At 53.6% G+C, this 23,732-nt stretch carries 22 protein-coding genes and 1 riboswitch; of the genes, 9 read left to right on the forward strand and 13 right to left on the reverse strand.

What is annotated here, in order from left to right; translation table 11 throughout:
- Positions 1–81: 81 nt before the first annotated feature.
- Entirely contained in the window at positions 82–741 is a 660-nt protein-coding gene (locus tag D6C13_RS13125) for a DedA family protein (protein WP_120133182.1), read from the forward strand.
- 23 nt (positions 742–764) lie between these two features.
- Here D6C13_RS13125 and D6C13_RS13130 read toward each other — a convergent pair whose 3' ends face one another.
- The gene (locus D6C13_RS13130) at positions 765–1,700 is read right to left on the reverse strand and encodes an AraC family transcriptional regulator (protein ID WP_120133183.1); all 936 of its coding nucleotides are present in this window, start codon (positions 1,698–1,700) and stop codon (positions 765–767) included.
- A 306-nt stretch (positions 1,701–2,006) separates the two neighbouring features.
- Between D6C13_RS13130 and ahr the strand changes: the two genes are divergently transcribed.
- Together ahr and dkgA are read left to right on the forward strand one after the other, a co-directional pair.
- Entirely contained in the window at positions 2,007–3,047 is a 1,041-nt protein-coding gene (gene ahr, locus D6C13_RS13135) for an NADPH-dependent aldehyde reductase Ahr (protein WP_120133184.1), read from the forward strand.
- Between the two features lie 127 nt (positions 3,048–3,174).
- Complete coding sequence (gene dkgA, locus D6C13_RS13140; RefSeq protein WP_120133185.1) at positions 3,175–3,999, forward strand: 2,5-didehydrogluconate reductase DkgA; 825 nt, start codon at positions 3,175–3,177, stop codon at positions 3,997–3,999.
- A gap of 64 nt (positions 4,000–4,063) precedes the next feature.
- Here dkgA and ftsP read toward each other — a convergent pair whose 3' ends face one another.
- From ftsP to parC, 3 genes are all read right to left on the reverse strand, one after another.
- Positions 4,064–5,479 carry a cell division protein FtsP gene (ftsP, locus tag D6C13_RS13145; protein WP_120133186.1) on the reverse strand — a complete coding sequence of 472 codons (1,416 nt, stop codon included), beginning with the start codon at positions 5,477–5,479 and terminating at the stop codon, positions 4,064–4,066.
- Between the two features lie 75 nt (positions 5,480–5,554).
- Complete coding sequence (locus D6C13_RS13150) at positions 5,555–6,292, reverse strand: 1-acylglycerol-3-phosphate O-acyltransferase (RefSeq protein ID WP_120133187.1); 738 nt, start codon at positions 6,290–6,292, stop codon at positions 5,555–5,557.
- A 218-nt stretch (positions 6,293–6,510) separates the two neighbouring features.
- A complete protein-coding gene (gene parC, locus D6C13_RS13155; RefSeq protein WP_120133188.1) occupies positions 6,511–8,784 on the reverse strand; it encodes a DNA topoisomerase IV subunit A in 2,274 nt (757 codons plus the stop codon).
- 324 nt (positions 8,785–9,108) lie between these two features.
- On the opposite strand from parC, the gene D6C13_RS13160 reads away from it, so the two are divergent.
- Together D6C13_RS13160 and D6C13_RS13165 are read left to right on the forward strand one after the other, a co-directional pair.
- Positions 9,109–9,696, forward strand: a complete 588-nt coding sequence (locus D6C13_RS13160) for an NAD(P)H-dependent oxidoreductase (protein ID WP_120133189.1) — start codon at positions 9,109–9,111, stop codon at positions 9,694–9,696.
- 30 nt (positions 9,697–9,726) lie between these two features.
- Positions 9,727–10,032 (forward strand): putative quinol monooxygenase, encoded by a 306-nt coding sequence (locus D6C13_RS13165; RefSeq protein WP_120133190.1) that lies wholly within the window; start codon positions 9,727–9,729, stop codon positions 10,030–10,032.
- A 108-nt stretch (positions 10,033–10,140) separates the two neighbouring features.
- On the opposite strand, the gene parE is transcribed toward D6C13_RS13165, so the two are convergent.
- From parE to nudF, 5 genes are all read right to left on the reverse strand, one after another.
- On the reverse strand, positions 10,141–12,036 hold the full coding sequence (parE, locus tag D6C13_RS13170) for a DNA topoisomerase IV subunit B (RefSeq protein WP_120133191.1): 1,896 nt from the start codon (positions 12,034–12,036) through the stop codon (positions 10,141–10,143).
- A gap of 115 nt (positions 12,037–12,151) precedes the next feature.
- Positions 12,152–12,733, reverse strand: coding sequence for an esterase YqiA (yqiA, locus tag D6C13_RS13175; protein ID WP_120133192.1), 582 nt, complete (start codon positions 12,731–12,733; stop codon positions 12,152–12,154).
- Entirely contained in the window at positions 12,730–13,560 is an 831-nt protein-coding gene (cpdA, locus tag D6C13_RS13180) for a 3',5'-cyclic-AMP phosphodiesterase (RefSeq protein WP_120133193.1), read from the reverse strand. The genes yqiA and cpdA overlap by 4 nt, the downstream gene beginning before the upstream one ends.
- A 27-nt stretch (positions 13,561–13,587) precedes the next feature.
- Complete coding sequence (locus tag D6C13_RS13185) at positions 13,588–14,013, reverse strand: DUF1249 family protein (protein WP_120133194.1); 426 nt, start codon at positions 14,011–14,013, stop codon at positions 13,588–13,590.
- On the reverse strand, positions 14,010–14,645 hold the full coding sequence (nudF, locus tag D6C13_RS13190; RefSeq protein WP_120133195.1) for an ADP-ribose diphosphatase: 636 nt from the start codon (positions 14,643–14,645) through the stop codon (positions 14,010–14,012). Before nudF ends, D6C13_RS13185 begins: the two co-directional genes overlap by 4 nt.
- A gap of 223 nt (positions 14,646–14,868) precedes the next feature.
- On the opposite strand from nudF, the gene tolC reads away from it, so the two are divergent.
- The 3 genes from tolC to D6C13_RS13205 all read left to right on the forward strand — a co-directional run bounded on the left by tolC (position 14,869) and on the right by D6C13_RS13205 (position 18,395).
- Positions 14,869–16,368, forward strand: a complete 1,500-nt coding sequence (gene tolC / locus D6C13_RS13195) for an outer membrane channel protein TolC (RefSeq protein WP_279630067.1) — start codon at positions 14,869–14,871, stop codon at positions 16,366–16,368.
- A gap of 185 nt (positions 16,369–16,553) precedes the next feature.
- Positions 16,554–17,225: a DUF1190 family protein gene (locus D6C13_RS13200; protein WP_120133197.1), complete on the forward strand. Its 672-nt coding sequence runs from the start codon at positions 16,554–16,556 to the stop codon at positions 17,223–17,225.
- 9 nt (positions 17,226–17,234) lie between these two features.
- Positions 17,235–18,395 carry a glutathionylspermidine synthase family protein gene (locus D6C13_RS13205; RefSeq protein WP_120133198.1) on the forward strand — a complete coding sequence of 387 codons (1,161 nt, stop codon included), beginning with the start codon at positions 17,235–17,237 and terminating at the stop codon, positions 18,393–18,395.
- A 53-nt stretch (positions 18,396–18,448) separates the two neighbouring features.
- Here D6C13_RS13205 and ygiD read toward each other — a convergent pair whose 3' ends face one another.
- A complete protein-coding gene (gene ygiD / locus D6C13_RS13210; protein WP_120133199.1) occupies positions 18,449–19,237 on the reverse strand; it encodes a 4,5-DOPA-extradiol-dioxygenase in 789 nt (262 codons plus the stop codon).
- Between the two features lie 236 nt (positions 19,238–19,473).
- Positions 19,474–20,127 carry a 3,4-dihydroxy-2-butanone-4-phosphate synthase gene (ribB, locus tag D6C13_RS13220; protein ID WP_120133200.1) on the reverse strand — a complete coding sequence of 218 codons (654 nt, stop codon included), beginning with the start codon at positions 20,125–20,127 and terminating at the stop codon, positions 19,474–19,476.
- A gap of 134 nt (positions 20,128–20,261) precedes the next feature.
- A riboswitch (FMN riboswitch) is annotated at positions 20,262–20,436 on the reverse strand.
- Positions 20,437–20,568: 132 nt separating this feature from the next.
- Between ribB and ubiK the strand changes: the two genes are divergently transcribed.
- On the forward strand, positions 20,569–20,841 hold the full coding sequence (gene ubiK, locus D6C13_RS13225; RefSeq protein ID WP_120133201.1) for a ubiquinone biosynthesis accessory factor UbiK: 273 nt from the start codon (positions 20,569–20,571) through the stop codon (positions 20,839–20,841).
- Between the two features lie 77 nt (positions 20,842–20,918).
- Here ubiK and yjeH read toward each other — a convergent pair whose 3' ends face one another.
- Positions 20,919–22,169 carry an L-methionine/branched-chain amino acid transporter gene (gene yjeH, locus D6C13_RS13230; protein ID WP_120133202.1) on the reverse strand — a complete coding sequence of 417 codons (1,251 nt, stop codon included), beginning with the start codon at positions 22,167–22,169 and terminating at the stop codon, positions 20,919–20,921.
- A 113-nt stretch (positions 22,170–22,282) separates the two neighbouring features.
- Positions 22,283–23,710, reverse strand: coding sequence for a bifunctional D-glycero-beta-D-manno-heptose-7-phosphate kinase/D-glycero-beta-D-manno-heptose 1-phosphate adenylyltransferase HldE (gene hldE / locus D6C13_RS13235; RefSeq protein WP_120133203.1), 1,428 nt, complete (start codon positions 23,708–23,710; stop codon positions 22,283–22,285).
- Positions 23,711–23,732: the final 22 nt, after the last annotated feature.

Raw genomic sequence — 23,732 nt, forward strand, 5'->3', positions numbered from 1 at the left:
ACATATCCTTCACTGATCCGCGTTACGATCCGCGTTACACTGGCAGGCGACAGTTTTTAATGAACAGAAACAGGACAGAATATGGCAGTGCTTTGCGACATTTTTCATGCACTCTGGCAGCGTGATTTCAGTATGCTCGCCGACCCGAATATCCTCTGGGTCATTTATGCCGTCCTGTTTGCCACGCTGTTTCTTGAAAACGGCTTACTGCCCGCTTCTTTCCTGCCCGGTGACAGCCTGCTGCTGCTGACCGGCGCGCTTATCGCCAAAGGCGTGATGAGCTTCATTCCTACCCTGATTATTCTGGTCACGGCGGCGAGTCTGGGCTGCTGGCTGAGTTATATTCAGGGGCGGTGGCTTGGCCACACCAAACTGGTCAAAGGCTGGCTGTTGCAGCTTCCGGCACATTATCATCAGCGTGCGCATCAGATGTTTATTCAGCACGGACTGATGGCGCTGCTGGTGGGCCGTTTTCTGGCTTTCGTGCGGACACTGTTGCCGACAATGGCGGGGATCTCCGGCCTCAACAATGCCCGCTTTCAGTTCTTTAACTGGCTGAGCGCGATATTGTGGGTCGGCGTGGTGATTTCTCTGGGCTTCGCGTTGAGCCATATTCCGATAGTCAAACGCCATGAAGACCAGGTCATGGCGGGGCTGATGATTTTACCGGTTCTGCTGCTGGTCGTCGGTCTGGCTGGTGCACTGCTGGTTATCTGGAAGAAACGCAAATGTCGTTTCTGAACCGTCATTTCTGAACAGCTGCTTCAGGCTTTCAGTACCACATCCGCTAGTGCCAGAACGCCGGAACTCCCTTCACGCAGGCGCGCCATTTCATCGCTCGGCGTGACGCCGAAATAGCGTTTGAACTCCCGGCTGAACTGGGACGCGCTCTCATATCCGACCTGTAAAGCCGCCACGCTGGCTTTCACACCATCATAAATCATCAGCGTACGTGCGCGGTGCAGGCGATAGGTTTTCAGATACTGCAGCGGCGAGGTGCTGGTCACCGCTTTGAAGTTATGGTGAAACGCCGAAATGCTCATATTCACTTCGCTGGCCAGCGTTTCCACGCTGAGATTGTCGGCGTACTGCGCTTCAATCCTGCGCAGGGATTTGGCAATCTGGCTGAAATGCGTATGACGGTTAACCAGCGCCTGGAGCGCCCCGCCGTTCTCACTGGTCAGAATAAAGAACAGGATTTCGCGGATAATTTTCGGCCCCAGAATTCGGGCGTGCAGCGGCTTATCCATCACATCCAGCAGGCGCTCGGTCGCACACAGAATATCGCCATCCAGCACACCGGAGTTGATGCCTGTTGAGGATTCTTTCTGACGCATCACGCTTTCGTCACCCATATCCATCAGCAGATCCTGCAACATCAGGTTATCAATGCTGATCTGGATACCGGCCAGAGGCTCTTCGGGGCTGCTGAAGGTTTCACATTCAAAAGGCAGCGGCACGGTCAGCATCAGATAATTATGCGGATCATAAGAGAAGGTTTTCTTGCCCAGGTAACCGACTTTTCGCCCCTGAAAGAGGATAACAATGCCGGGATTGTACAAAACCGGCTGGCGCGGATGGTAACGCGTGGTGTACATCAGCGTCACCTGCGGGACCGCTGACGGCACCAGGTTCTTATCTCCGCTGAGTTGTGCAACTCTGGCCGCCATACGGGCGCACAGGCTGTTCACGTTTTCCATCGTTGTGCTCCACTTATTCATTAAACTGGCAATGATTCTGCCATAACCCCTTATGTTCCTACAGAGACAAGCAGAAACAGGCAAGACTCTGGCAGAAATGGGCATCATGCTGCTGCCCATTTTCTCCTACAGTTAATGTCGCCTTCCGCAGGGGGACACTCCTGCATAAATGCGATGAACTGCTAGTCTGTATGAACGCACTTTTCATTCGCAGATCATGACCGGCGTTCCGGTCATCGGTTATATATTCTGATAACTCCTTATTTCTACTCATTATTCATCTAACCCGATAGTTCGGAGGATTTTATGTCTGCACCTGTTGCCACTGAAAATACCTTTAACGCCTGGGCCGCTACCGGCCCGAACCAGCCACTTGAAGCGTTTGCTTTCGACGCTGGCCCGATTGGGGATGAAGAAATCGAAGTCGCCATTGATTACTGCGGCGTCTGCCATTCCGATTTATCCATGCTGAATAACGACTGGGGCATTACCCAATATCCGTTTGTACCGGGCCATGAAGTGGTCGGAAAAATCGTCAAAATTGGCAATCATGCGCAGAACAAAGGGCTTAAAGTGGGCCAGATTGTCGGCGTGGGCTGGAACCGCGGCAGCTGTATGCACTGTCACCCGTGTATGTCCGGCGATCAGCATCTTTGTCATGATGTGGAAGCCACCATCATCGGCCATCACGGCGGTTTCGCGGATAAGATCCGCAGCCACTGGGCGTGGGCTATTCCGCTGCCGGAAGGCGTGGACATCACCAGTGCCGGCCCGTTGTTCTGCGGTGGGATCACCGTCTTCAATCCGCTGTTGCAGTTTGGCGTGCTGCCGACTCACCGCGTTGGCGTGATTGGCATCGGCGGCCTGGGCCACATGGCTCTGCGCTTCCTGAATGCCTGGGGCTGCGAAGTCACCGCGTTTACGTCATCACTGGCGAAACGTGACGAAGCGGTTTCACTCGGCGCACACCGCGTTATCGCCACCCGTGACAGCGATGAGCTGAAGAAAATCGCCGGTCAGCTGGACTTCATTATGGTCACTGCCAATGCCTCACTGGACTGGGACGCCATTATCGGCGCACTGGCACCGAAAGGCCGCCTGCACTTTGTCGGCGTCGTGCCGGAAGCGGTACCGCTGCATGTGATGGCGCTGATCAGCAAACAGGCTGAAGTTTCCGGTTCGCCGACCGGCTCACCTTCGCGTCTGGCCGACATGCTGGCGTTCTGCGCCCGTCATGACATCACGCCGCAGGTTGAGCACTTCCCGCTGAGCAAAATCAATGATGCCGTTGAGCATCTGCATGAAGGGAAAGCGCGCTACCGCGTGGTGCTGGATATGAACGCTTAAGCATCTTTCCTGTCTGAATATGCGTAGCCTGCTCAGCAAGATGCTGTTTCGTTTACTAGACTTAACGTCAATCCCTACACGGTGCCCGTGCTTTACAGCGGGCACTCTGCCCTGAAAGGAGAAACTCATGGCAACGCAACCCATCATCAAACTTCACGATGGCAATCTGATGCCCCAGTTAGGCCTTGGCGTATGGAAAGCCAGTAATCAGGAAGCCACCAGCGCGGTGAAAACGGCGATTGAAACCGGTTATCGTCACATTGATACCGCCGCCATCTACAAGAATGAGGAAGGCGTCGGCGAGGCGATTGCTGCCAATCTGGTGCCTCGCGAAGAGCTGTTTATCACCACCAAATTGTGGAACGACGATCAGTTAAACGCCCCACAGGCGCTGGAAACCAGCCTTAAAAAGCTGAGAACCGATTATGTCGACCTGTATCTGATCCACTGGCCACAGCCGGCTCAGGGGCATTATGTGGAAGCCTGGAAAGCCCTGCTGAAACTGAAAGAAGAAGGTCTGGCGAAAAGCATCGGAGTATGTAATTTCCCGCTGCAACATTTGCAGAAGCTGAAAGATGAAACCGGTATTTTCCCGGTGGTGAATCAGATTGAGCTTCATCCGCTGATGCAACAGCGCCAGCTGCATGCATGGAACGCCACGCACACCATTGCGACCGAATCCTGGAGCCCGCTGGCACAGGGCGGTGAAGGCGTATTTGATCAGCCGCTGATCCAGAAACTGGCCGAGAAATACGACAAGACGCCGGCGCAGATTGTCATCCGCTGGCACCTGGATAACGGCCTGATTGTTATCCCGAAATCGGTGACGCCAAAACGCATCCGCGAAAACTTCAACGTGTTTGATTTCAAACTGGAAAAAGAAGAACTGGCGGAAGTCACCAAGCTGGATAAAGAGCACCGTCTGGGCCCGGATCCGGAAAAGGATCTGTAAAATATTCAGTAACGCCATAAAACAAAAACCCGCCGAGGCGGGTTTTTTATTGCGCGATAACCGCTTACATCGAAGGCTGTACCAGCATATTGGCCGCAGAACCGCGATCGGCCAGTTCCAGCGCGCCACTGCGATAGACGAACGGGAAGTGTTCATAGGAAGGCTGATTGAAATACACCAGCAGTTCGACGTCACCGTCCACCCACACCGTGTCTTTGAATCCGGCATCTTCTACCAGCGGCGCGGCGCCATTGACGCTTTTCACCAGGAAGGAAACGCCTTCAACATGGAACGTCTGCGGCATATCCGCATGCACCGTCCAGCGTTCCCACGTGCCTTGCTGCGCCGTGAGATCGATACGGTTGATGTCCCATTGCGCGCCGTTGATCCCCGGCTCACTGTCGCCCAGACGCAGGTCACGGGTGCGGACAACGTTACCAGTAAGGATCTGATCCGCCAGTAAACGCATCGGCAGATTGTCTGTCACCAGCGGCAGCAGGCCGGTTGGTTTCAGGGTCAGCACGATGGTGGATACCAGAATGCTTGAAGGCTCGAACAGGCCGCGTAGTCTGTCCATCACGCCCGCCGCTTCACCAGCGGTGATCGACACTTCCTCGCCCTGCGACATATCCACCAGCACTTCACGGCGTTCACCCGGCCCGAGGGAGAGACGTTTCACCGTCATCGGCGCAGGCAGGAAACCGAGATCAGAACCGACGACGTGGAACGCGCGGTTATCGGTCATGCTCAGTTCGTAGCGACGCGCATTGGAGGCATTCAGTAAACGCAGACGAACCCAGCCGCGCGAAACCTCAACGAACGGGCTCTGAACACCGTTCACCAGCATGGTATCGCCAAAGAATCCGCCGGAAGCCGGGGTGTCGTATTGCGGTACGCCGAACCCGTCCAGACGCTTGTCCTGAATGATAATCGGGAAGTCATCCACGCCGTAGTGATTCGGTAGCGGCAGATTCTTGCTGACTTCATCCTCAACAATCCACATCCCCGCCAAGCCGTTATAGACGTGCGGTGCCATGCGGTTTGGCGTGTTTGCGTGATACCAGCAGGTGGCTGCGGCCTGTCGGATAGGCAATACCGGGGACCAGTCAACGCCCGGCTGCATCAGACGTGCTGCGCCGCCGGTTAAAGTGCCCGGTTCAAGCAGTCCGCTGACGGTCATAGAAACAGGTTCGGCCAGACGGTTGCTGTAAATCAGTTTGACGTCATCACCGCTGTGTACTTTGACCGTCGGGCCAAGATACATGCCATTAATGCCCCAGACCGGCGCTTTTGCACCGCCCAGGAATGACCAGTGAGCAGCCTGCAAAGTCAGAAACAGCGGTTGTCCGCGACGCGATTCGAGCAGCGGCGGAACAGGCAATGCGGGTTGCGAACCGCTCGCTTCTGCTTTTAATGGCAGAGCACCTGCGGCAAGAGCCACGCCGGAGGCTTGCAGGAACGAGCGACGACTGAGTGACATATCTTCTCCATGAAAACAAAAGTGATGACCCGTCGCCATCAATGGCAACGGGCAGTAATTTACGTGGGATAACTTTTATTTTTTTGCAGCAGCTTCGCGCTGTGCGACTTCGGCATCAAGCTCGGCGATTTTATCCGTCATGATCTGACGGCAATGCTCCGACAATTCACGCAGGCGATCTTTGGTATAACCGCTGGTGTCGATTGGCGGCAGCATTTCGACAATCACCAGGCCATTTGACCAGCGATTTAACTTCACCTTGTTGCTGGTGTTTGAAACGCAAATCGGCACAATCGGCACGCCGGCCGCAATGGCAGCATGGAAAGCGCCGGTTTTAAATGGCATCAGGCCACGGCCGCGGCTGCGAGTCCCTTCAGGGAACATCCAGATCGACAGATTTTTTTTCTTAATCTGGGTCACCACCTGAGCAATTGTACCGTGCGCTTTGGCGCGATTATCACGGTCAATCAGCAGGTTGCCCGTCAGCCAGTAAAGCTGACCAAAGAACGGGATCCAGGCCAGGCTTTTTTTGCCGACGGTCACCGTTCCTGGCATGACAACGGACGACGCCGTCACCATGTCGTAATTGTTCTGATGGTTGGCAATATAGATACAGTTGCCGTTATTCACTGCTTCGGCAGGAATACGTTTTTCGACGCGAAGCCCAAATACCGGCGCCAGGCGGCCAAACAATTTGCCGAAAGTCGACACATGCTTCGGGTTACGCGGACTGAAAAGACAATAAATACAACCAAAAACAGAGACCAGAATCGAGTAAACCACCACGATAATCAGACGCAAAATAAATAACATAACATCCTCTTAAAACTACAGCCGAAGCCGGTAAGAAACCTGTGCAGTTTCGCTCCCTGTGAGGTGAACTATTCTCAAGCCTCATTCAGCAGGGTACAACGGTTTTATTGATACAAATGTAAAATCTTTGCACTGCACAACAGTCTCAGGCCACTGCTTTCCCTCAAAAAGAGTTCAGGGCACAAATGTGCCCTGACTTTAGGAGGTCAACAGCGGTCTTATTCTTCGCTGTCACCACCGGTGGTACGTGCAGGCGCGTCGACTTCTACCCGATCGATACGTTGCAGACCGCGTGGCAGCAGAGTTCCTTTGCGGCCACGTTCAGCGCGGAATTTCTGCAAATCTTCCGGACGCAGAGCCAGCTTACGTTTACCCACATACAGGATAATCGACGTTTGCGGTGGCAACACCAGCAGCCATTGTAGTTTATCTTCGCCACTTGCTGCCTGAGCAGAAGGGATTGAAACAATTTTGTTACCTTTGCCCTTCGACAACTGCGGTAAATCGGCCACCGGGAACATCAGCATACGGCCCGCGGCTGTAATCGACAGTAACATATCATCGGCGCCATGAAGCTCCATTGGCGCGAAGGCTTTCGCATTTTCCGGCAGAGTGATCATGGCTTTACCGGCACGGTTTCTGGCCACTAAATCGTTGAAGGTACAAACGAAACCATAACCGGCATCAGATGCCATCAGTAACTTCTGATCGTCGGCGGCCATCAGCACGTGTTCAATGGTCGCACCCGGCGGCGGCGTCAGTTTACCGGTCAGCGGTTCACCCTGACCGCGCGCCGATGGCAGCGTGGTCGGATCGAGCGCATAACTGCGGCCGGTGGAGTCCATAAACACCACCGGCTGATTGCTCTTACCTTTCGCAGCGGCACGGAAACTGTCACCGGCTTTGTAGCTCAGGCCGGAGGCATCAATGTCATGGCCCTTAGCACTGCGCACCCAGCCAGACTCGGACAACACAATCGTGACCGGCTCGGACGGAATGAAATCGTGCTCACTCATCGCCTTGGCTTCATCGCGTTCAGTGATCGGCGAACGGCGCTCGTCACCAAAAGATTCGGCATCAGCCTGAATTTCTTTGCGGATAAGCGTGCTCAGTTTGCGTTCGGACGCCAGCAGCGCCTGCAACTGATCGCGCTCTTTCGCCAGTTCATCCTGCTCACCGCGAATTTTGGTTTCTTCGAGTTTCGCCAAATGACGTAATTTCAACTCGAGAATAGCTTCAGCCTGAGTATCTGACAGCTCGAAACGCTGCATCAGCACCGGTTTCGGCTCATCTTCCGTACGGATGATGTGAATGACTTCATCGATATTAAGGAACGCAGTCAGTAGACCTTCGAGGATATGCAGGCGTTTCAGGACTTTATCGAGGCGGTAATTCAGACGACGGCGTACGGTATCGCGACGATAAGCCAGCCATTCTGTCAGAATTTCCAGCAGCCCTTTCACCTGCGGACGGTGATCGAGGCCGATCATATTCATGTTGATGCGGTAGCTGCGTTCCAGATCGGTGGTCGCGAACAGGTGGTTCATCACCTGATCAAGATCGATACGGTTAGAGCGCGGTACCACCACCAGACGCGTCGGGTTCTCGTGATCGGATTCGTCACGCAGGTCTTCGACCATCGGCAGCTTTTTGGCACGCATCTGGTTGGCAATTTGCTCCAGCACTTTTGCGCCGGAAACCTGATGAGGTAATGCGGTGATCACCGCACTGCCGTCTTCTTTATGCCAGACCGCACGCATACGCACCGAGCCTTTGCCCGATTCGTACATTTTGCGGATTTCATTGCGTGGCGTAATGATTTCGGCTTCGGTCGGGAAATCTGGCCCCTGAACGAATTCCAGCAAATCTTCCAGCGAGCTGTTCGGTTTTTCCAGCAGCGCAACCGCAGCGGCGGCTACTTCACGGATGTTATGTGGCGGAATGTCCGTCGCCATCCCGACCGCAATGCCGGTGGTGCCGTTGAGCAAAATATTCGGCAGACGCGCAGGCAGCATTTTCGGCTCCTGCATGGTGCCGTCAAAGTTCGGCACATAATCGACCGTCCCCTGCCCTAATTCACGTAACAGAACGTCGGCATATTTTGACAGACGCGATTCGGTATAACGCATCGCGGCGAAAGATTTCGGATCATCCGGCGCACCCCAGTTCCCCTGCCCGTCGACCAGCGGATAGCGGTAAGAGAACGGCTGAGCCATCAGTACCATCGCTTCGTAACAGGCGCTGTCGCCGTGCGGATGGTATTTACCCAGCACGTCACCGACGGTACGGGCGGATTTTTTGAATTTGGCGTTATTACTCAGGCCGAGCTCGGACATCGCATAAATAATACGGCGCTGTACGGGCTTGAGCCCGTCACCGATAAACGGCAGCGCGCGGTCCATGATGACGTACATGGAATAGTTGAGATAGGCGTTCTCAGTAAACGTGTGCAGTGCTAAACGCTCTGTTCCGTCATGAGTCATTTCGCTCATTGATGTTTAATCCTCAGACCCGTGGCGTTATCGTTTTTGGAAATTAAGGAAGCTTGCACCTGCAGGCGCACACAGGCGGCTTTCGCAGGGCAATGATGTTCGCGATAGTACATCATCTGCCGTATGGCTGTCACAGTTGCTGTGTTTATGGTTCTTTTTTCAGCCATTTTTCCACAAAAGAAAGATTAAATTGTCGTGTCGATTCTTCGATTATTGCATCTGAGTCAATAGTCTTGTGCGCTATATCACATTTTTCTGCGGTACAGAGTTAAGTACACTATGTGATAACAGCCTGACCACCAGAATTCTATTTAAGGGAAATCCATGAGCAATATCCTGATTATCAATGCCGGCAAAACATTTGCCCACTCTAAAGGCGCGCTGAATAACAGCCTGACTGAAGTCGCCACCAGCTTCCTGCGCGACAATGGCCACGACGTGCGTGTGACTGTGCTGGAAGACGGTTACGACGTGCAGACCGAAATCGAAAGCTATCTGTGGGCGGATGCCATTATTTATCAGCAACCGGGCTGGTGGATGGGGATGCCGTGGACGCTGAAAAAATATGTCGATGAAGTGTTCACTGAAGGCCACGGTAAACTCTACGCCAGCGATGGTCGTACCCGTTCTGATGACGCGAAAAAATACGGTTCCGGCGGCCTGCTGGAAGGGAAATGCTACATGCTTTCCGTCACCTGGAATGCCCCGCTGGAAGCGTTCGAAGATAAAGAACAGTTCTTCCACGGCGTCGGCGTTGACGGCGTTTATCTGGCGCAGCATAAAGCCAACCAGTTTATCGGCCTTGATACCCTGCCGACCTTTATGTGTAACGACGTGATTAAACAGCCTGATGTGGAAGGTGATTTTGCGCGCTACCGTGCTCACCTTGAAAATGTATTCGGTCAGGCTTAAGGTTGAAGGTCACCCGGGAAAGAGGTTTTTATGATCACTGTTATTGCTGAAATCAAAGTAAAACCAGGCCGCCGCGATTCGGTTATGGAAAAAATCACCGCCCTGCTGCCGGACGTTCTGGCAGAGAAAGGCTGTCACCGTTATGAGCCTTACGTTGATTTCAGCGGTCAGATCCCGTGGCGTAAAACGGTACCTGATTCCATCTTTATGCTGGAAGACTGGGAAAGCCTGGCGCATCTAGAAGCGCATCAGCAGGCTGAGCATATGGACAAGCACCGCGAAAACATCAAAGCCGACGTGCTGGATGTAGTGATCCATATTATTGAGAAAGCGTGATTTTCTGATTCGTTTCTAAGACATCGATTTTCTAGAAACCAAAATTCAGAAACAAAAATGCCGGAGCTGCAAAGCGTCCGGCATTTTTTTATGGCGACGGTGAAAGGATCAGACGTCCAGTTCGGCGGTGTCGCCTTTTTCCTGCAACCAGTTGCGGCGATCTTCAGAACGCTTCTTGGCCAGCAACATATCCATCATTCGCAGCGTCTGATCGATATCCTCTTCATCGATAGTCAGCTGCACCAGACGGCGGGTATTCGGATCCAGCGTCGTTTCGCGCAGCTGTAACGGGTTCATTTCACCCAGACCTTTAAAGCGCTGTACGTTCGGTTTGCCTTTCTTGCGTTTCAGCTGATCCAGCACGCCTTCTTTTTCCTGCTCGTCCAGCGCATAGAACACTTCTTTGCCCAGATCGATACGGTATAAAGGCGGCATCGCCACATACACATGGCCGCCACGCACCAGAGACCGGAAGTGACGGACAAACAGCGCGCACAGCAACGTGGCGATATGTAAGCCGTCGGAGTCCGCATCCGCCAGGATACAGACTTTGCCGTAACGCAGCTGGGTCAGATCTTCGCTGTCCGGATCAATACCGATCGCTACAGAAATGTCATGCACTTCCTGCGAAGCCAGCACTTCATCGGAAGAGACTTCCCAGGTATTTAAGATCTTACCTTTGAGCGGCATGATCGCCTGATATTCACGATCACGCGCCTGTTTGGCAGAACCGCCTGCGGAATCTCCTTCCACCAGGAACAGTTCAGTCATGTTCAGATCCTGCGACGTACAGTCCGCCAGTTTGCCCGGCAGCGCAGGGCCGCTGGTCAGTTTCTTACGCACGACTTTTTTCGCCGCGCGCAGACGGCGCTGGGCGCTGGAAATACACAGTTCCGCCAGCTGTTCTGCCGCCTGAACGTTCTGGTTCAGCCACAGGCTGAACGCATCTTTCACCACACCGGAAACAAACGCCGCACACTGACGTGATGACAGACGTTCTTTCGTCTGACCGGCGAATTGCGGATCCTGCATTTTCACGGAAAGCACATAGGCGCAGCGTTCCCAGATATCTTCCGCAGACAGCTTCACGCCGCGCGGCAGGATATTGCGGAATTCACAGAACTCACGCATGGCGTCGAGCAGCCCCTGACGCAGACCGTTGACGTGTGTACCGCCCTGCATGGTCGGGATCAGGTTGACGTAGCTTTCGGTCAGCAGTTCACCGCCTTCCGGCAGCCACAACAGCGCCCAGTCGACCGCTTCAGTATCACCGGCAAAATTACCGACGAAGGCTTTTTCTGGCAGGGTAATCAGGCCATTAACCGCTTCCATCAGGTAGTCAGTCAGACCGTCGTCATAACACCAGCGTTGTTCGGTGTTATTCACTTTGTCTTTGAACAGGATTTCTACGCCAGGACACAGTACGGCTTTGGCTTTCAGCAAATGGCTGAGGCGGCTGACCGAAAAACGCGGGCTGTCGAAGAAGCTGCCATCTGGCCAGAAATGTACGCTGGTGCCGGTATTGCGTTTACCGCAGGTGCCGGTCACGTGCAAATCCTGCACTTTATCGCCGTTTTCGAACGCCATTTCATACACTTCGCCGCCGCGTTTTACCGCCACTTCGACACGTTTAGATAAGGCGTTGACCACCGAAATACCCACGCCGTGCAGGCCGCCGGAGAACTGGTAGTTTTTATTTGAGAATTTACCACCTGCGTGCAGACGGCAGAAAATCAGTTCGACTGCCGGGACGCCTTCTTCCGCGTGGATATCCACCGGCATACCACGGCCATCATCGATGACTTCAAGAGACTGGTCTTCGTGAAGGATGACTTCGATGCGTTTCGCGTGGCCGGCTAATGCCTCATCCACGCTGTTATCAATGACTTCCTGGCCGAGGTGGTTTGGCCGGGTGGTATCGGTATACATGCCCGGACGGCGGCGCACCGGTTCGAGTCCGCTGAGGACCTCTATGGAATCCGCGTTATAAGTTGATTGGCTCATCGTTGATTATTCGTGGCTCATAGGTTTGTGGGCTAACGATACAGTATTTGGGCGGGAATCAGCACTGGCAGCAAGCAGACGCGATAAATCCGGGGATCAAATCACCCTGACGATGTTAGTCTGCGGCCAGTTCAAGGAAATCTACAATCGGCGAAAAGAAACGCTCAAAGCCGACAAATGCATGATTCCCTTCGGGTTCGACCGTCTGGCGACAGGTGGTGTAATACGCCACAGCCTGACGGTAATCGAGAGTTTCATCGCCCGTTTGCTGCAGTAACCAGATTAAATCAGGTGACTCCAGCGGTTCAACCTGCATCACTTTCAGGTCATAAACGTGGCGTGACTCTAACACATATTGCTGGCCGGTGTAGGGGTTCTCGTTTTGTCCGAGGAAGTCGATCAGCAGCTCATACGGCTTCACGGCGGGGTTCACCACCACTGCGGGCACGGCAAAACATTGCGACAGCCAGGTGGCGTAATATCCGCCAAGCGAAGAGCCGACAATCCCCAGTTTTTTACCGGCATTCTGGATAACCAGCGTTTCCAGCTGCTCAGCCGCGTCCGCCGGATAAGGCGGCAGTTGCGGGATCACCATATCAATATGGGGATAATTGACCGCCAGCCAGTTTTTTAACGACGTGGCTTTGGCTGAGTTCGGGGAACTGTTGAATCCGTGCAGGTAAAGTAAGGTGTTCATTCGTAGCCGTCCGACTCCGTGTCAGGATGAAACTCGCTGGTTGCCAGACGGAAGACTTCAGTCTCCACACGGCCATCCGGATACAAATCAAGATAGCGCCAGCCCGGCGCAACGGTATCAATCGTAAAATTAGTGCAATGCGGTTTGAACTGCACACAGGTTGAGGGCGTCGCATAGAGACGACGGCCATACCAGTCGAGATCCAGTTCCTGATGAATATGTCCGCACAAAAGCGTATTCACTTTCGGGTAATTCACCAGCGTGTTCGCCAGCATATGTGCGTTGCGCAGGCTGTGCTGATCCAGCCACGTACAGCCGGAAGGCAACGGGTGATGATGGAGCATCAGCAACGTAAAACGATCCGGATAACCCTTCAGGCAACGTTCCAGCCACTCCAGCTGATATTCGCTCAGTTCACCGTGCGGCACGCCAAACACCTGGGTATCGAGCAGAACGACCTGCCAGTGTTGCCCCAGAAGTACGTGCTTGGAAGGGTTGATACCGGCATCGCGCAGCGCATCTACCATCGCTGGCTGAAAATCATGGTTGCCGGGCAGCCAGACACAAGGAGCGGTGAGCTCACAAATGCCGCGGGCAAACTGATGGTAGGCTTCCAGCGACTGATCCTGAGCCAGGTCACCTGTTGCGGCGATGATATCCACTTCACGCTGCTGTGCCTTGATGGCATCCAGCACTGCGCGATAGCTGTTAAACGTATTCACGCCTAACAACGTTTCATCTTCGCCGGCAAAGAGATGGGTATCAGTAATCTGTAGAATCCTGACTTTGGCCCCATTCACCAAAGGCAGTGTAAACAGGCTTTCCAAATCGTTTCCTTTGTTGTTGAAGTCTGTCTAACAAACCGGAATTGCCATCGCTCCATGCGCAAGGCAATAACGCAGCCAGTCCGCCAGGAACTGGTTAATTTGATGCTTTTCATCACGCTGATGCAACTTTTTATTCGGGTAATCATAGCGTGCTTTGAAGCGAAAAATCTGCTGACTTGCACACACTTCGGCCACCATCGCATCGTGATACAGGCGAACGGTGAGCGAAGGCAGGCTCCAGTAACTGACAGCCGGTGCCGTCTGTTTGATTTCCACCAGCGAGGTATAACGCGTTGATTCGAGGATCGTCAGGCGATACGTGGCGCTACTTACCTGATATGTCACAGTTTCACCGGGCTCGTCGGTGCGTGGCATTAAACGGCGCAATTGTGCAAAGTTAGTTTCGCACAATCTCATCATTTCAGGGAAATCAGGGGTATAGCGCTTAATCATTCGTTGGCCCACTCTTTTCTCAGGGATTCATGGTGCAGTTGCAGCCATTGCAGGGCAATCACTGACGCCGCATTGTCTATCGCTCCTTCTTCCACCCAGCGGTAGGCCTGTTCGCGGCTCACCACATGTACCCGGATGTCTTCATTCTCTGCTTCCAGACCGTGAATTCCTTCTGCCGTTGTGGCATCGACTTCACCGACCATAATAGAAAGGCGCTCACTGGTTCCGCCCGGACTTGCCAGATAATTCAGAGCCGGTTTGCAGCGCTTCACCACTATGTTCGCTTCTTCGTGTGCTTCGCGGCGGGCGACATCTTCGACTGTCTCGCCCTCTTCAATGATACCGGCGACCATCTCAAGAAGCCAAGGGGTATCACTGGAATCCAGTGCCGGGATACGGATCTGTTCAATCAGCACCACTTCGTCCCGTTTTGGATCATAAGGTATGAGCACCGCCGCATGTCCGCGCTCGAAAACTTCGCGCACAACTTCACCGCTCATTTCCCCATTAAACAGCCGATGGCGAAACCGATATGCAATAATAGAAAAAAAACCTTTATATCGCGTCTCACGTGCAATAATTTCTACATCATCTTTGCCGAAAGTAACCGGTGACCGTTTAAATGAAGACATAAAACGTTTCCTTATCCCTCTTAAAGGTAATTTATCGCCCTTTGAGGTCAATTTGATGAAAATGCGTTAATAATAATCAAGGTTGTTTGTGATAGATTTAGGCTCATTCAGTCGGGAGGGCACGTTAAGCCAACCAACCCGTTAGCCTGACTCTGCTAGAATCCGCGTCTATTGGTAATTTGACAGCGCCACCATACATAACAACATTGCTGCACAACAAGGAATGCAAATGAAGAAACTGCTCCCCCTTCTCATCGGACTCAGCCTGGGCGGCTTCAGTACGATAAGCCAGGCCGAAAACCTGATGCAGGTCTATCAGCAAGCCAGGACAAGTAACCCGGACCTGCGCAAATCTGCTGCTGACCGGGATGCTGCATTCGAAAAAATCAACGAAAGCCGCAGTCCTTTATTACCGCAACTCGGTTTGGGTGCGGATTATGGATATACCAATGGCTATCGTGATGCCAATGGCGTTAACAGTGATGTTGGCAGTGCCAGCCTGCAATTAACGCAGACCATCTTTGATATGTCAAAATGGCGCGCCCTGACCTTGCAGGAAAAAACTGCGGGTATTCAGGATGTGTCATATCAGACTGACCAGCAATCCTTGATCCTGAATTCCGCCACGGCATATTTCAACGTTTTGAGTGCGATCGATTCACTCTCTTATACCGAAGCGCAGAAACAGGCTATTTACCGTCAGTTGGATCAAACCACGCAGCGCTTTAACGTCGGTCTGGTCGCGATTACCGATGTGCAGAACGCCCGTTCACAATACGACACCGTATTGGCCAACGAAGTGACTGCCCGTAATAACCTGGATAACGCACTGGAATCTCTGCGTCAGGTTACCGGTATGTACTATCCGCAGCTGTCTTCGCTGAATGTCGACAACTTCAACACCACGCGTCCGCAACCGGTCGCCACTCTGTTGAAAGAAGCCGAAAGCCGCAACCTGAGCTTGCTGTCTGCACGTCTGTCACAGGATCTGGCACGTGAGCAAATCCGTTATGCGGAAACCGGCCACATGCCAACGGTGGACCTGACTGCCTCTACCGGCATCAGCAACACCAAGTATCACGGCGACAAAACCGGTGGCGGATCCAGCTATCAGGATGCCGACGCAGGTCAGAACAAAGTGGGTCTGAGCTTCTCCCTGCCACTGTACAGCGGCGGCTCAGTGACCTCTCAGGTCAAACAAGCTCAGTACAGCTTCGTGGGTGCCAGCGAGCAACTGGAAAGCGCGCACCGCAGCGTTGTTCAGACCGTTCGTTCTTCCTTCAACAACATCTCTGCCTCAATCAGCAGCATCAACGCGTATAAACAAGCCGTTGTTTCTGCTCAGAGTTCTTTAGATGCAATGGAAGCCGGCTATCAGGTAGGTACCCGTACCATCGTTGATGTGCTGGATGCGACCACCACGCTGTATAACGCCAAACAACAGCTTTCCAGCGCACGTTACACGTATCTGATCAACCAGCTGAATATTAAATCAGCGCTGGGTACGTTGAACGAAAGCGATTTGCTGGCACTGAACGGTGCACTGGGCAAACCGGTTCCGACTGCGCCTGATCAGGTTGCGCCGGAAACGCCAGACCAGGATGCAGCAGCAGACGGTTACGGTAACAAAACCGCAGCAGCACCTGCACCACGCGCTCAAAAAGCCAGTGCAACAACCTCTGCGAACACCACGAAAAAGAACGGTAATCCTTTCCAGAACTGATCCTGAAAAGTCCTGCACATTTCGACTAAAGCAGCCTGAAAAGGCTGCTTTTTTTTGCCTGTGTCACGCCGCTCTGTAAAGTCTCGTAACAATTGCCTGTCGCTGCTTTAACATTAACCAACTTTCCCCTATTCTTAGGCCCTACTGGGAAAGGGCGAAAAAGCCCTACACATGGGATAAGAACGATGAAACGGACACAACAAGTCAACTTAGCTACCTTCCGTAAATCATGGCGTAGCTCTCGGATCACTCCTGTCGCTCTGGCAGTCAGTGCGGTCTTTATGCTGGCCGGCTGCGAGAAAACCGACGAAACAGTTTCTCTGTATCAGAACGCGGACGACTGCTCGAAAGCCAATCCGTCAGGCAGCGCGCAATGTGTCGCCGCTTACGATGCTGCAAAACAGGAAGCGGCGAAAACTGCGCCGAAATATGCCAGCCGTGAAGACTGTATTGCTGAATTTGGCGAAGGTCAGTGTACTCAGGCTCCTGCTCAGGCAGGCGTTGCGACAGCTGAAAACCAGAGCAGCGGTGGCAGCATGTGGATGCCACTGATGGCCGGTTATATGATGGGTCGTATGATGAGCGGCGGCGGCTACGCGCAGCAGCCACTGTTTAGCTCAAAAAATCCTGCCAGCCCGGCGAACGGCAAATTCGTTGATGCGACCGGTAAAAACTACGGCCCGGCAACCACCGGTGGCCGTACCATGAACGTACCACGCACCGCGATGGCACCAAAACCGGCCGTGACCAACACCATCACCCGTGGCGGTTTCGGCGACAGTGTTGCTAAACAAACCTCGATGCAGCGCAGCTCTTCTGCCGCGACCCGCAGCCCTGGCCGCAGCATGGGTGGCTAAGAGATACCGATGAAACGTTTAGCCATTAATGAGCGCCCGGACTGGCGCGAAAAAGCCACGGAGTTTGGCTTTAATTTTCACACCATGTATGGCGAGCCGTACTGGTGTGAAGATGCGTATTACCAGTTCACGCTGGCGCAGATTGAAGAGATTGAAGACGCCACCGCTGACATTCACCAGATGTGCCTGAAAGTGGTTGAGCGCGTGGTGAATGACGACAAGCTGATGGCGAAATTCCAGATCCCAAAACACGTCTGGGACTTTGTCCGCAGTTCATGGCGGACAAATCAGCCTTCGCTGTATTCACGTCTGGATCTGGCTTACGACGGAATCAATCCGCCTAAGCTGCTGGAAAACAACGCCGATACGCCGACCTCTCTGTATGAAGCGGCCTTTTTTCAGTGGCTGTGGCTGGAAGATCAAATCGCGGCGGGCAACCTGACTCAGGATGCTGATCAGTTCAACAGTTTGCAGGAAAAGCTGATCGAGCGTTTTGCCGAGCTGAAAAACGAACATGGTTTTTCGCTGCTGCACATCGCCTGCTGTCAGGACACCGAAGAAGATCGCGGTACTGTGCAATATTTGCAGGACTGCGCGCTGGAAGCCGAACTGGCCAGCGAGTTCCTGTTTATTGAGGAAATCGGTCTGGGCGAGCGCGGGCAATTCACTGACACGCAGAATCAGGTGATCTCAAACCTGTTCAAGCTGTATCCGTGGGAATTCATGTTCCGTGAAGTGTTCGCCACCAAGCTGGAAGATGCCGGTGTACGCTGGCTGGAACCCGCCTGGAAAGCGATTCTGTCGAATAAAGCCCTGCTGCCGTTGCTGTGGGAAATGTTCCCGGATCACCCGAATCTGTTACCGGCCTATTTCGCCGAAGATGCACATCCGCAACTCGATCACTACGTCGTGAAACCGCTGTTCTCACGCGAAGGCGCTAACATCAAGGTCATCGAAAAAGGCCAGGAAGTGGCGAGCGTAGAAGGCCCGTATGGCGCTGAAGGCATGATCGTGCAACAGTTCCATCCGTTGCCGGTGTTTGAAGGCAGTTATACTTTGATCGGCAGCTGGCTGGTGAATGATCAACCTTGCGGCATCGGTATCCGCGAAGATAAAGCGCTGATCACACAAGATCTGTCCCGTTTTTACCCACATACCATCGTCGGATAAAAACAAAAAAAGAGGATAATGCAGAAATTCATTATCCTCTTTGCTTTACCGGCTTAACCCACCTGTACCGACAGCATCGAAAGCGATCCCATCACGATCCCGTCAGTCGGCTGAGTGACCGGCTCCGCACCATCCCACGCCCCTAAAACATACAGCAATGGCAGATAGTGATCCGGTGACGGATTCGACAACGCGCCGCCCTCATGTTCCATAAACTTCACCAGAGGATGATCTTTCGCCTCGCCCTTCCAGCTCAGGTTATCTTTCACATATTTCTCGAATGCAACCGCCCACGGATATGGCTCGCCGTTGCCGTCCCATTTCACCATACGCAGGTTATGCACCACGTTTCCGCTGGCGACAATCATCACACCTTCATCCCGCAGAACCGCCAGCTTCCTGCCTAACTCGAAGTGATATTCCGGCGGTTGCGTGCCGTCGATGCTCAGCTGGATAACCGGAATATCCGCATCAGGATACATCTTGATAAGCACCCCCCAGGTACCGTGGTCAAAACCCCACTCGCTGGTGTCGGCCATCACATTCACCGGGCTGAGCAATTCCTGCACCCGTTTCGCCAGCGCCGGTGAACCCAGTGCCGGATAACGTTTATCAAACAGCGCCTGCGGGAAGCCACCAAAGTCGTGAATGGTGCGCGGGTTTTCCATCGCCGTCACAGCGGTACCTCGGGTGAACCAGTGAGCAGAAACCGCCAGTATCGCTTTTGGCCGTGGGAGTGACCCGCCCAGCGCATGCCAGGCACGGGTATAAGTGTTGTCTTCCAGCACGTTCATCGGGCTGCCGTGGCCTAAGAAAAGTGCGGGCATACGTTGAGTTGTCATCATAAATTCCTTACCGCAAATAAAAGTGAGCGGGCCAAAAAGCAGCCTGTGCGTGATGTGATTACGGTACTCTTTTTGATTACGGGTTACAGCCGGATAACCGTGAAGGAGATGTTCAATAAATTTGATGAGACAAATCAAAAGAAGAAGGTGGGAAATAGCGCTAAAGACAAATTGCAGCAATAGAAAGCAAAAAGGCCGCATAAGCGGCCTCCTGGTCATGCACTACTGGTCAGTTAACTGGCCTGACGGGTCTGCGCCTGACGATAAGCCACCAGATCGGCGATGGTCACGACCGGCATATTATGCTGACGGGCAAAGACAATCACTTCCGGCGCATGCGCCATGCTGCCATCGTCATTGGTCAGTTCACACAGCACGCCGAAAGGCTTCAGGCCAGCCAGTGTCGCCAGATCGATGGACGCTTCTGTATGACCGCCGCGGGTCAGCACGCCACCTGCCTGCGCACGCAACGGGAAGATATGCCCCGGGCGGTTCAGGTCGGAAGGTTTCGCGCCGTCTTTGATTGCCGCACGGATAGTCGTGATGCGGTCAGCGGCAGAAACGCCGGTGGTCACACCTTCAACCGCTTCGATAGTCACGGTGAAAGGGGTCTGGAACGGGCTGGAGTTGTTCTCAACCATCATCGGCAGGTCCAGCTTTTTACGGCTGTCTTCGTTCATGGTGAGGCACACAATTCCGCTGCCGTGGCGAATAGTCAGCGCCATTTGCTCAACGGTCATGTTTTCAGCGGCAAAGATTAAATCGCCTTCGTTTTCACGATCTTCGTCATCCAGTACCAACACACCAACGGCGTTACGCATGGCGTCAAGAGCACGCTCAACACGTTCAGTTGATGTACCGAATTCGGAAAGTAGGGTCTGATTCATGGTAAAAATAACCTCATGTTCTGTATGTGGATTACCAGAATCAGGGCGTCTTGAGGAGGCTAGCTGCAACAGCCGCATGGCGTGCTACAGTTATAAAAAATAACGCAGCGGGCAATAATGTGCCCGGCTTGAATCGTTACTCTCTCCCATCCGGACTTTAACCGTCGGCCCCGGAATTACACCGGATCTGCTGACCTCTAACCCCGAAGGATTGAGCGCTCGCGGGCTTCCACATGGAAGGATTATGACTCTTCCGATATTCCGTGGTTTACCGCCGGTGGGGACTTTCACCCCGCCCTGAGAATAAGCAAAGCAACTATAGCGCCAATAAATGAACAGGGCAATCCTGCGGATTGGCCAATTAGTGCCACTGATGGTTTATAGAAACGGCGTCAGCGATTACACTAAGGGAAAGCACCTCCTTCGAGAAAAGGACTAATCATGATTGACCCGAAAAAAATTGAACAAATTGCCCGCCAGGTTCATGAATCTATGCCTAAAGGGATCCGTGAGTTTGGTGAAGATGCCGAAAAGAAAATCCGTCAGGTATTACAGGCGCAGTTCAGCCGTATGGATTTAGTTAATCGCGAAGAGTTTGACGTTCAGACGCAGGTTTTACTGCGCACCCGCGAAAAACTGGCCGTACTGGAACAACGTCTCGCGGCGCTGGAAGGCAAACAAGCTGAAGCGGCAAAACCGCAAGATCCGGCCTGATTGCTGCTGGGTGCAGAAATGGGTCCGGAAACAGAAAAGGCCTGCTAAGCAGGCCTTTTTACTTTGTAGTCATGCACTTATCTGGCGTTAAGAACCGCTTTAGAGCGTGGCAACAGCAGCGACAACGCCGCAAACACCACCACCGCGTACAGCGCTTTCCAGCCGACCATCGCCAGCAATCCGCAGCACAATACCGCGCCCAGCATCGCCATCCATTTTGACCTCCCTTTCAGCAGTCGCGTACCCGCCAGCATACAAAGCAGGTAGATCAGGATGAAAATACCGTTGGCGTAAGTGATCAGCGCGCCCAGCGGCAAATGCAGCCAGTAAATCAGCAAGGTAAACAACATACAGCTGCCGACCACCAGATTCAGCGCAGCGACCGGCACCTGCTGAGAGGAAAGCTGCGCCAGCTTACTGTGCGGCTTGAGCTGAGCCTGCGACCACACCAGCCGGGCGAAGCTTTGGGTATAAATATTCACGCTGGCAAAACACGCCAGATAGCCAATGATGCAGGCCACCCACAGCGCTTTTTGCCCGAACAGTTGCACGACGATGCCGGGGAGCGAAGCGCCCGCTTCCCGCCCTTCTCCCCACGCATGGAATTTCAGTACGGCAACGGTACAACCCCAGTACACGGCGCCCGCCACCAGCATGCCAATCAGCAGAGCACGCGGGAAATCCCGCTCCGGATTGCGAAATTCTGTCGCCAGATGGGCAAATGCTTCCAGTCCGACAAAGCACCAGAACATCACCGCCAGCGCATCAAACAGGTTTGATAGTGAAACGTCACGTATCGCAGGCAACGGGATTTCAGGCAGGGAAATCCCGCCTTTCCACCAGATAGCAATTACCAGCGCAATGACCAGCAGAGCAATCAGCGTCTGGATATTGGCGCTCGAACCGGCACTGCGTGTGCCCAGAAACCAGATAACCAGCAACGTTGCGAGCTGTACCAGCAGCAGATTTTCACTGCTCCAGCCAAACGCCGCCTGCCAGAAACCGGCCGCGATATGCAGCGCGGCAGGTAAGCCGACCGGAATAACTGACAGAAACAGCCAGCCGGTGACGCGCGCCATATGCGGGCCGAAGGCTTTACCGACAAAATGCGCCGCGCCGCCTGCACTGGGAAAATGTCTTCCCAGCGCGGCGAAACCAATAGCGATGGGAAACACCAGCAGGATCAGCACCGGCCACGCCCACAGGCTGTCGTTTTGCGCCAGTTGTGCCGCCAGCGCAGGCACGGCAAAAACACCGGTTCCCAGCAACGACGTGGATAACAACCCGACGCCCTGCGCCAGGCTTAATTCCTGTTTTAATCCGCTCACAGCGTGGATCCGCTCATAACAAAGTCACTTCCGTTTTGTGTTATTGACGAAATACTCAAAAAGAAAAAGGGCTTATCAGATAAGCCCTTTCATGCAGACAGCCGGTATTAAAATCAGTCCTGCGCTTTGATCTGATTGATGATTTTGGTGGTAGATAAACCATCTTCAAAATTCAGCACGCGCACTTCACCGCCATTCGCCCAGACTTCCTCACAACCGGCAATTTGCTCAGGCTTATAGTCGCCGCCTTTGACCAGCAGATCAGGCAAGATCCCGGCGATCAAACGCTGCGGGGTATCCTCTTCGAAAGAAACCACCCAGTCCACTGCACCCAGCGCACCCAGCACGATCATGCGGTTTTGCAGCGCATTCACCGGACGGGTTTCACCTTTCAGACGTTTGGTCGAGGCATCGCTGTTAACCGCAACAATCAGGCGGTCGCCGAGTTTGCGGGCATTCGCCAGATATGAAACGTGTCCGGCGTGCAGGATGTCGAAGATGCCATTGGTCATCACGACTTTTTCGCCGCGCTGACGCGCCATCGCCACCGCCGCTTTCAGCTGTTCTTCATTCATGACACCAAAGCCGACGTCCGAACGCCCGCCGATGGCGTTTTCCAGTTCAACCGGAGAAACGGTAGACGTACCCAGTTTACCGACCACCACACCGGCGGCGGCATTAGCCAGGAAGCAGGATTCTTCCAGCGTATTACCGGCGGCCAGAGCCGCTGCCAGGGTGCCAATCACCGTGTCACCGGCACCGGTCACGTCATACACTTCCTGCGCCTGCGTTGGCATATGGAAAGGTGCTTTGCCCGGCTGCAATAAAGTCATACCGTGCTCGGAACGGGTCACCAGCAATGCAGAAAGCTCGAAATCAGCAATCAGCTGCATACCGCGCGTGACGATTTCATCTTCGTTTTTGCAGCGACCGACAACGGCTTCGAATTCGGACAGATTTGGCGTCAGCAACGTCGCACCACGATAACGTTCAAAGTCAGAACCTTTAGGATCCACCAGCACCGGCACACCGGCTTTTCTCGCCAGCTGGATCATCTTCTGGACTTCTGTCAGCGCGCCTTTGGCGTAATCTGAAAGCACCAGCGCACCGCTTTGCGGTAAGGCCTGCTCGATTTTGGTCAGCATCGGCTGGAGATCAACACCTTCAAAACCTTCTTCAAAGTCGAGGCGGATCAGCTGCTGGTTACGGGACAAAATGCGCAGTTTGGTGATGGTCGGGTGAGTCGGCAACGCCACGAAATCGCAGTTTACTTTCACTTCCGCCAGACGTTCGCTCAGCGCACGTGCCGCGTCATCCACACCGGTCAGGCCGATGAGACGCGAAGAAGCCCCGAGAGACGAAATGTTCATCGCCACGTTTGCCGCGCCGCCAGGACGTTCCTCGATAGTATTCACCTTCACGACCGGTACCGGTGCTTCAGGTGAAATACGGTTAGTCGGGCCATACCAGTAGCGGTCTAACATTACGTCACCGACCACCAGCACGCCGGCACGGTGGAAATCAGGCAAAGTCACTTTCATCCCAAGACTCCAAAACAGATAA

It is taken from the genome of Rahnella woolbedingensis (assembly GCF_003602095.1).
Classification (GTDB): domain Bacteria; phylum Pseudomonadota; class Gammaproteobacteria; order Enterobacterales; family Enterobacteriaceae; genus Rahnella; species Rahnella woolbedingensis.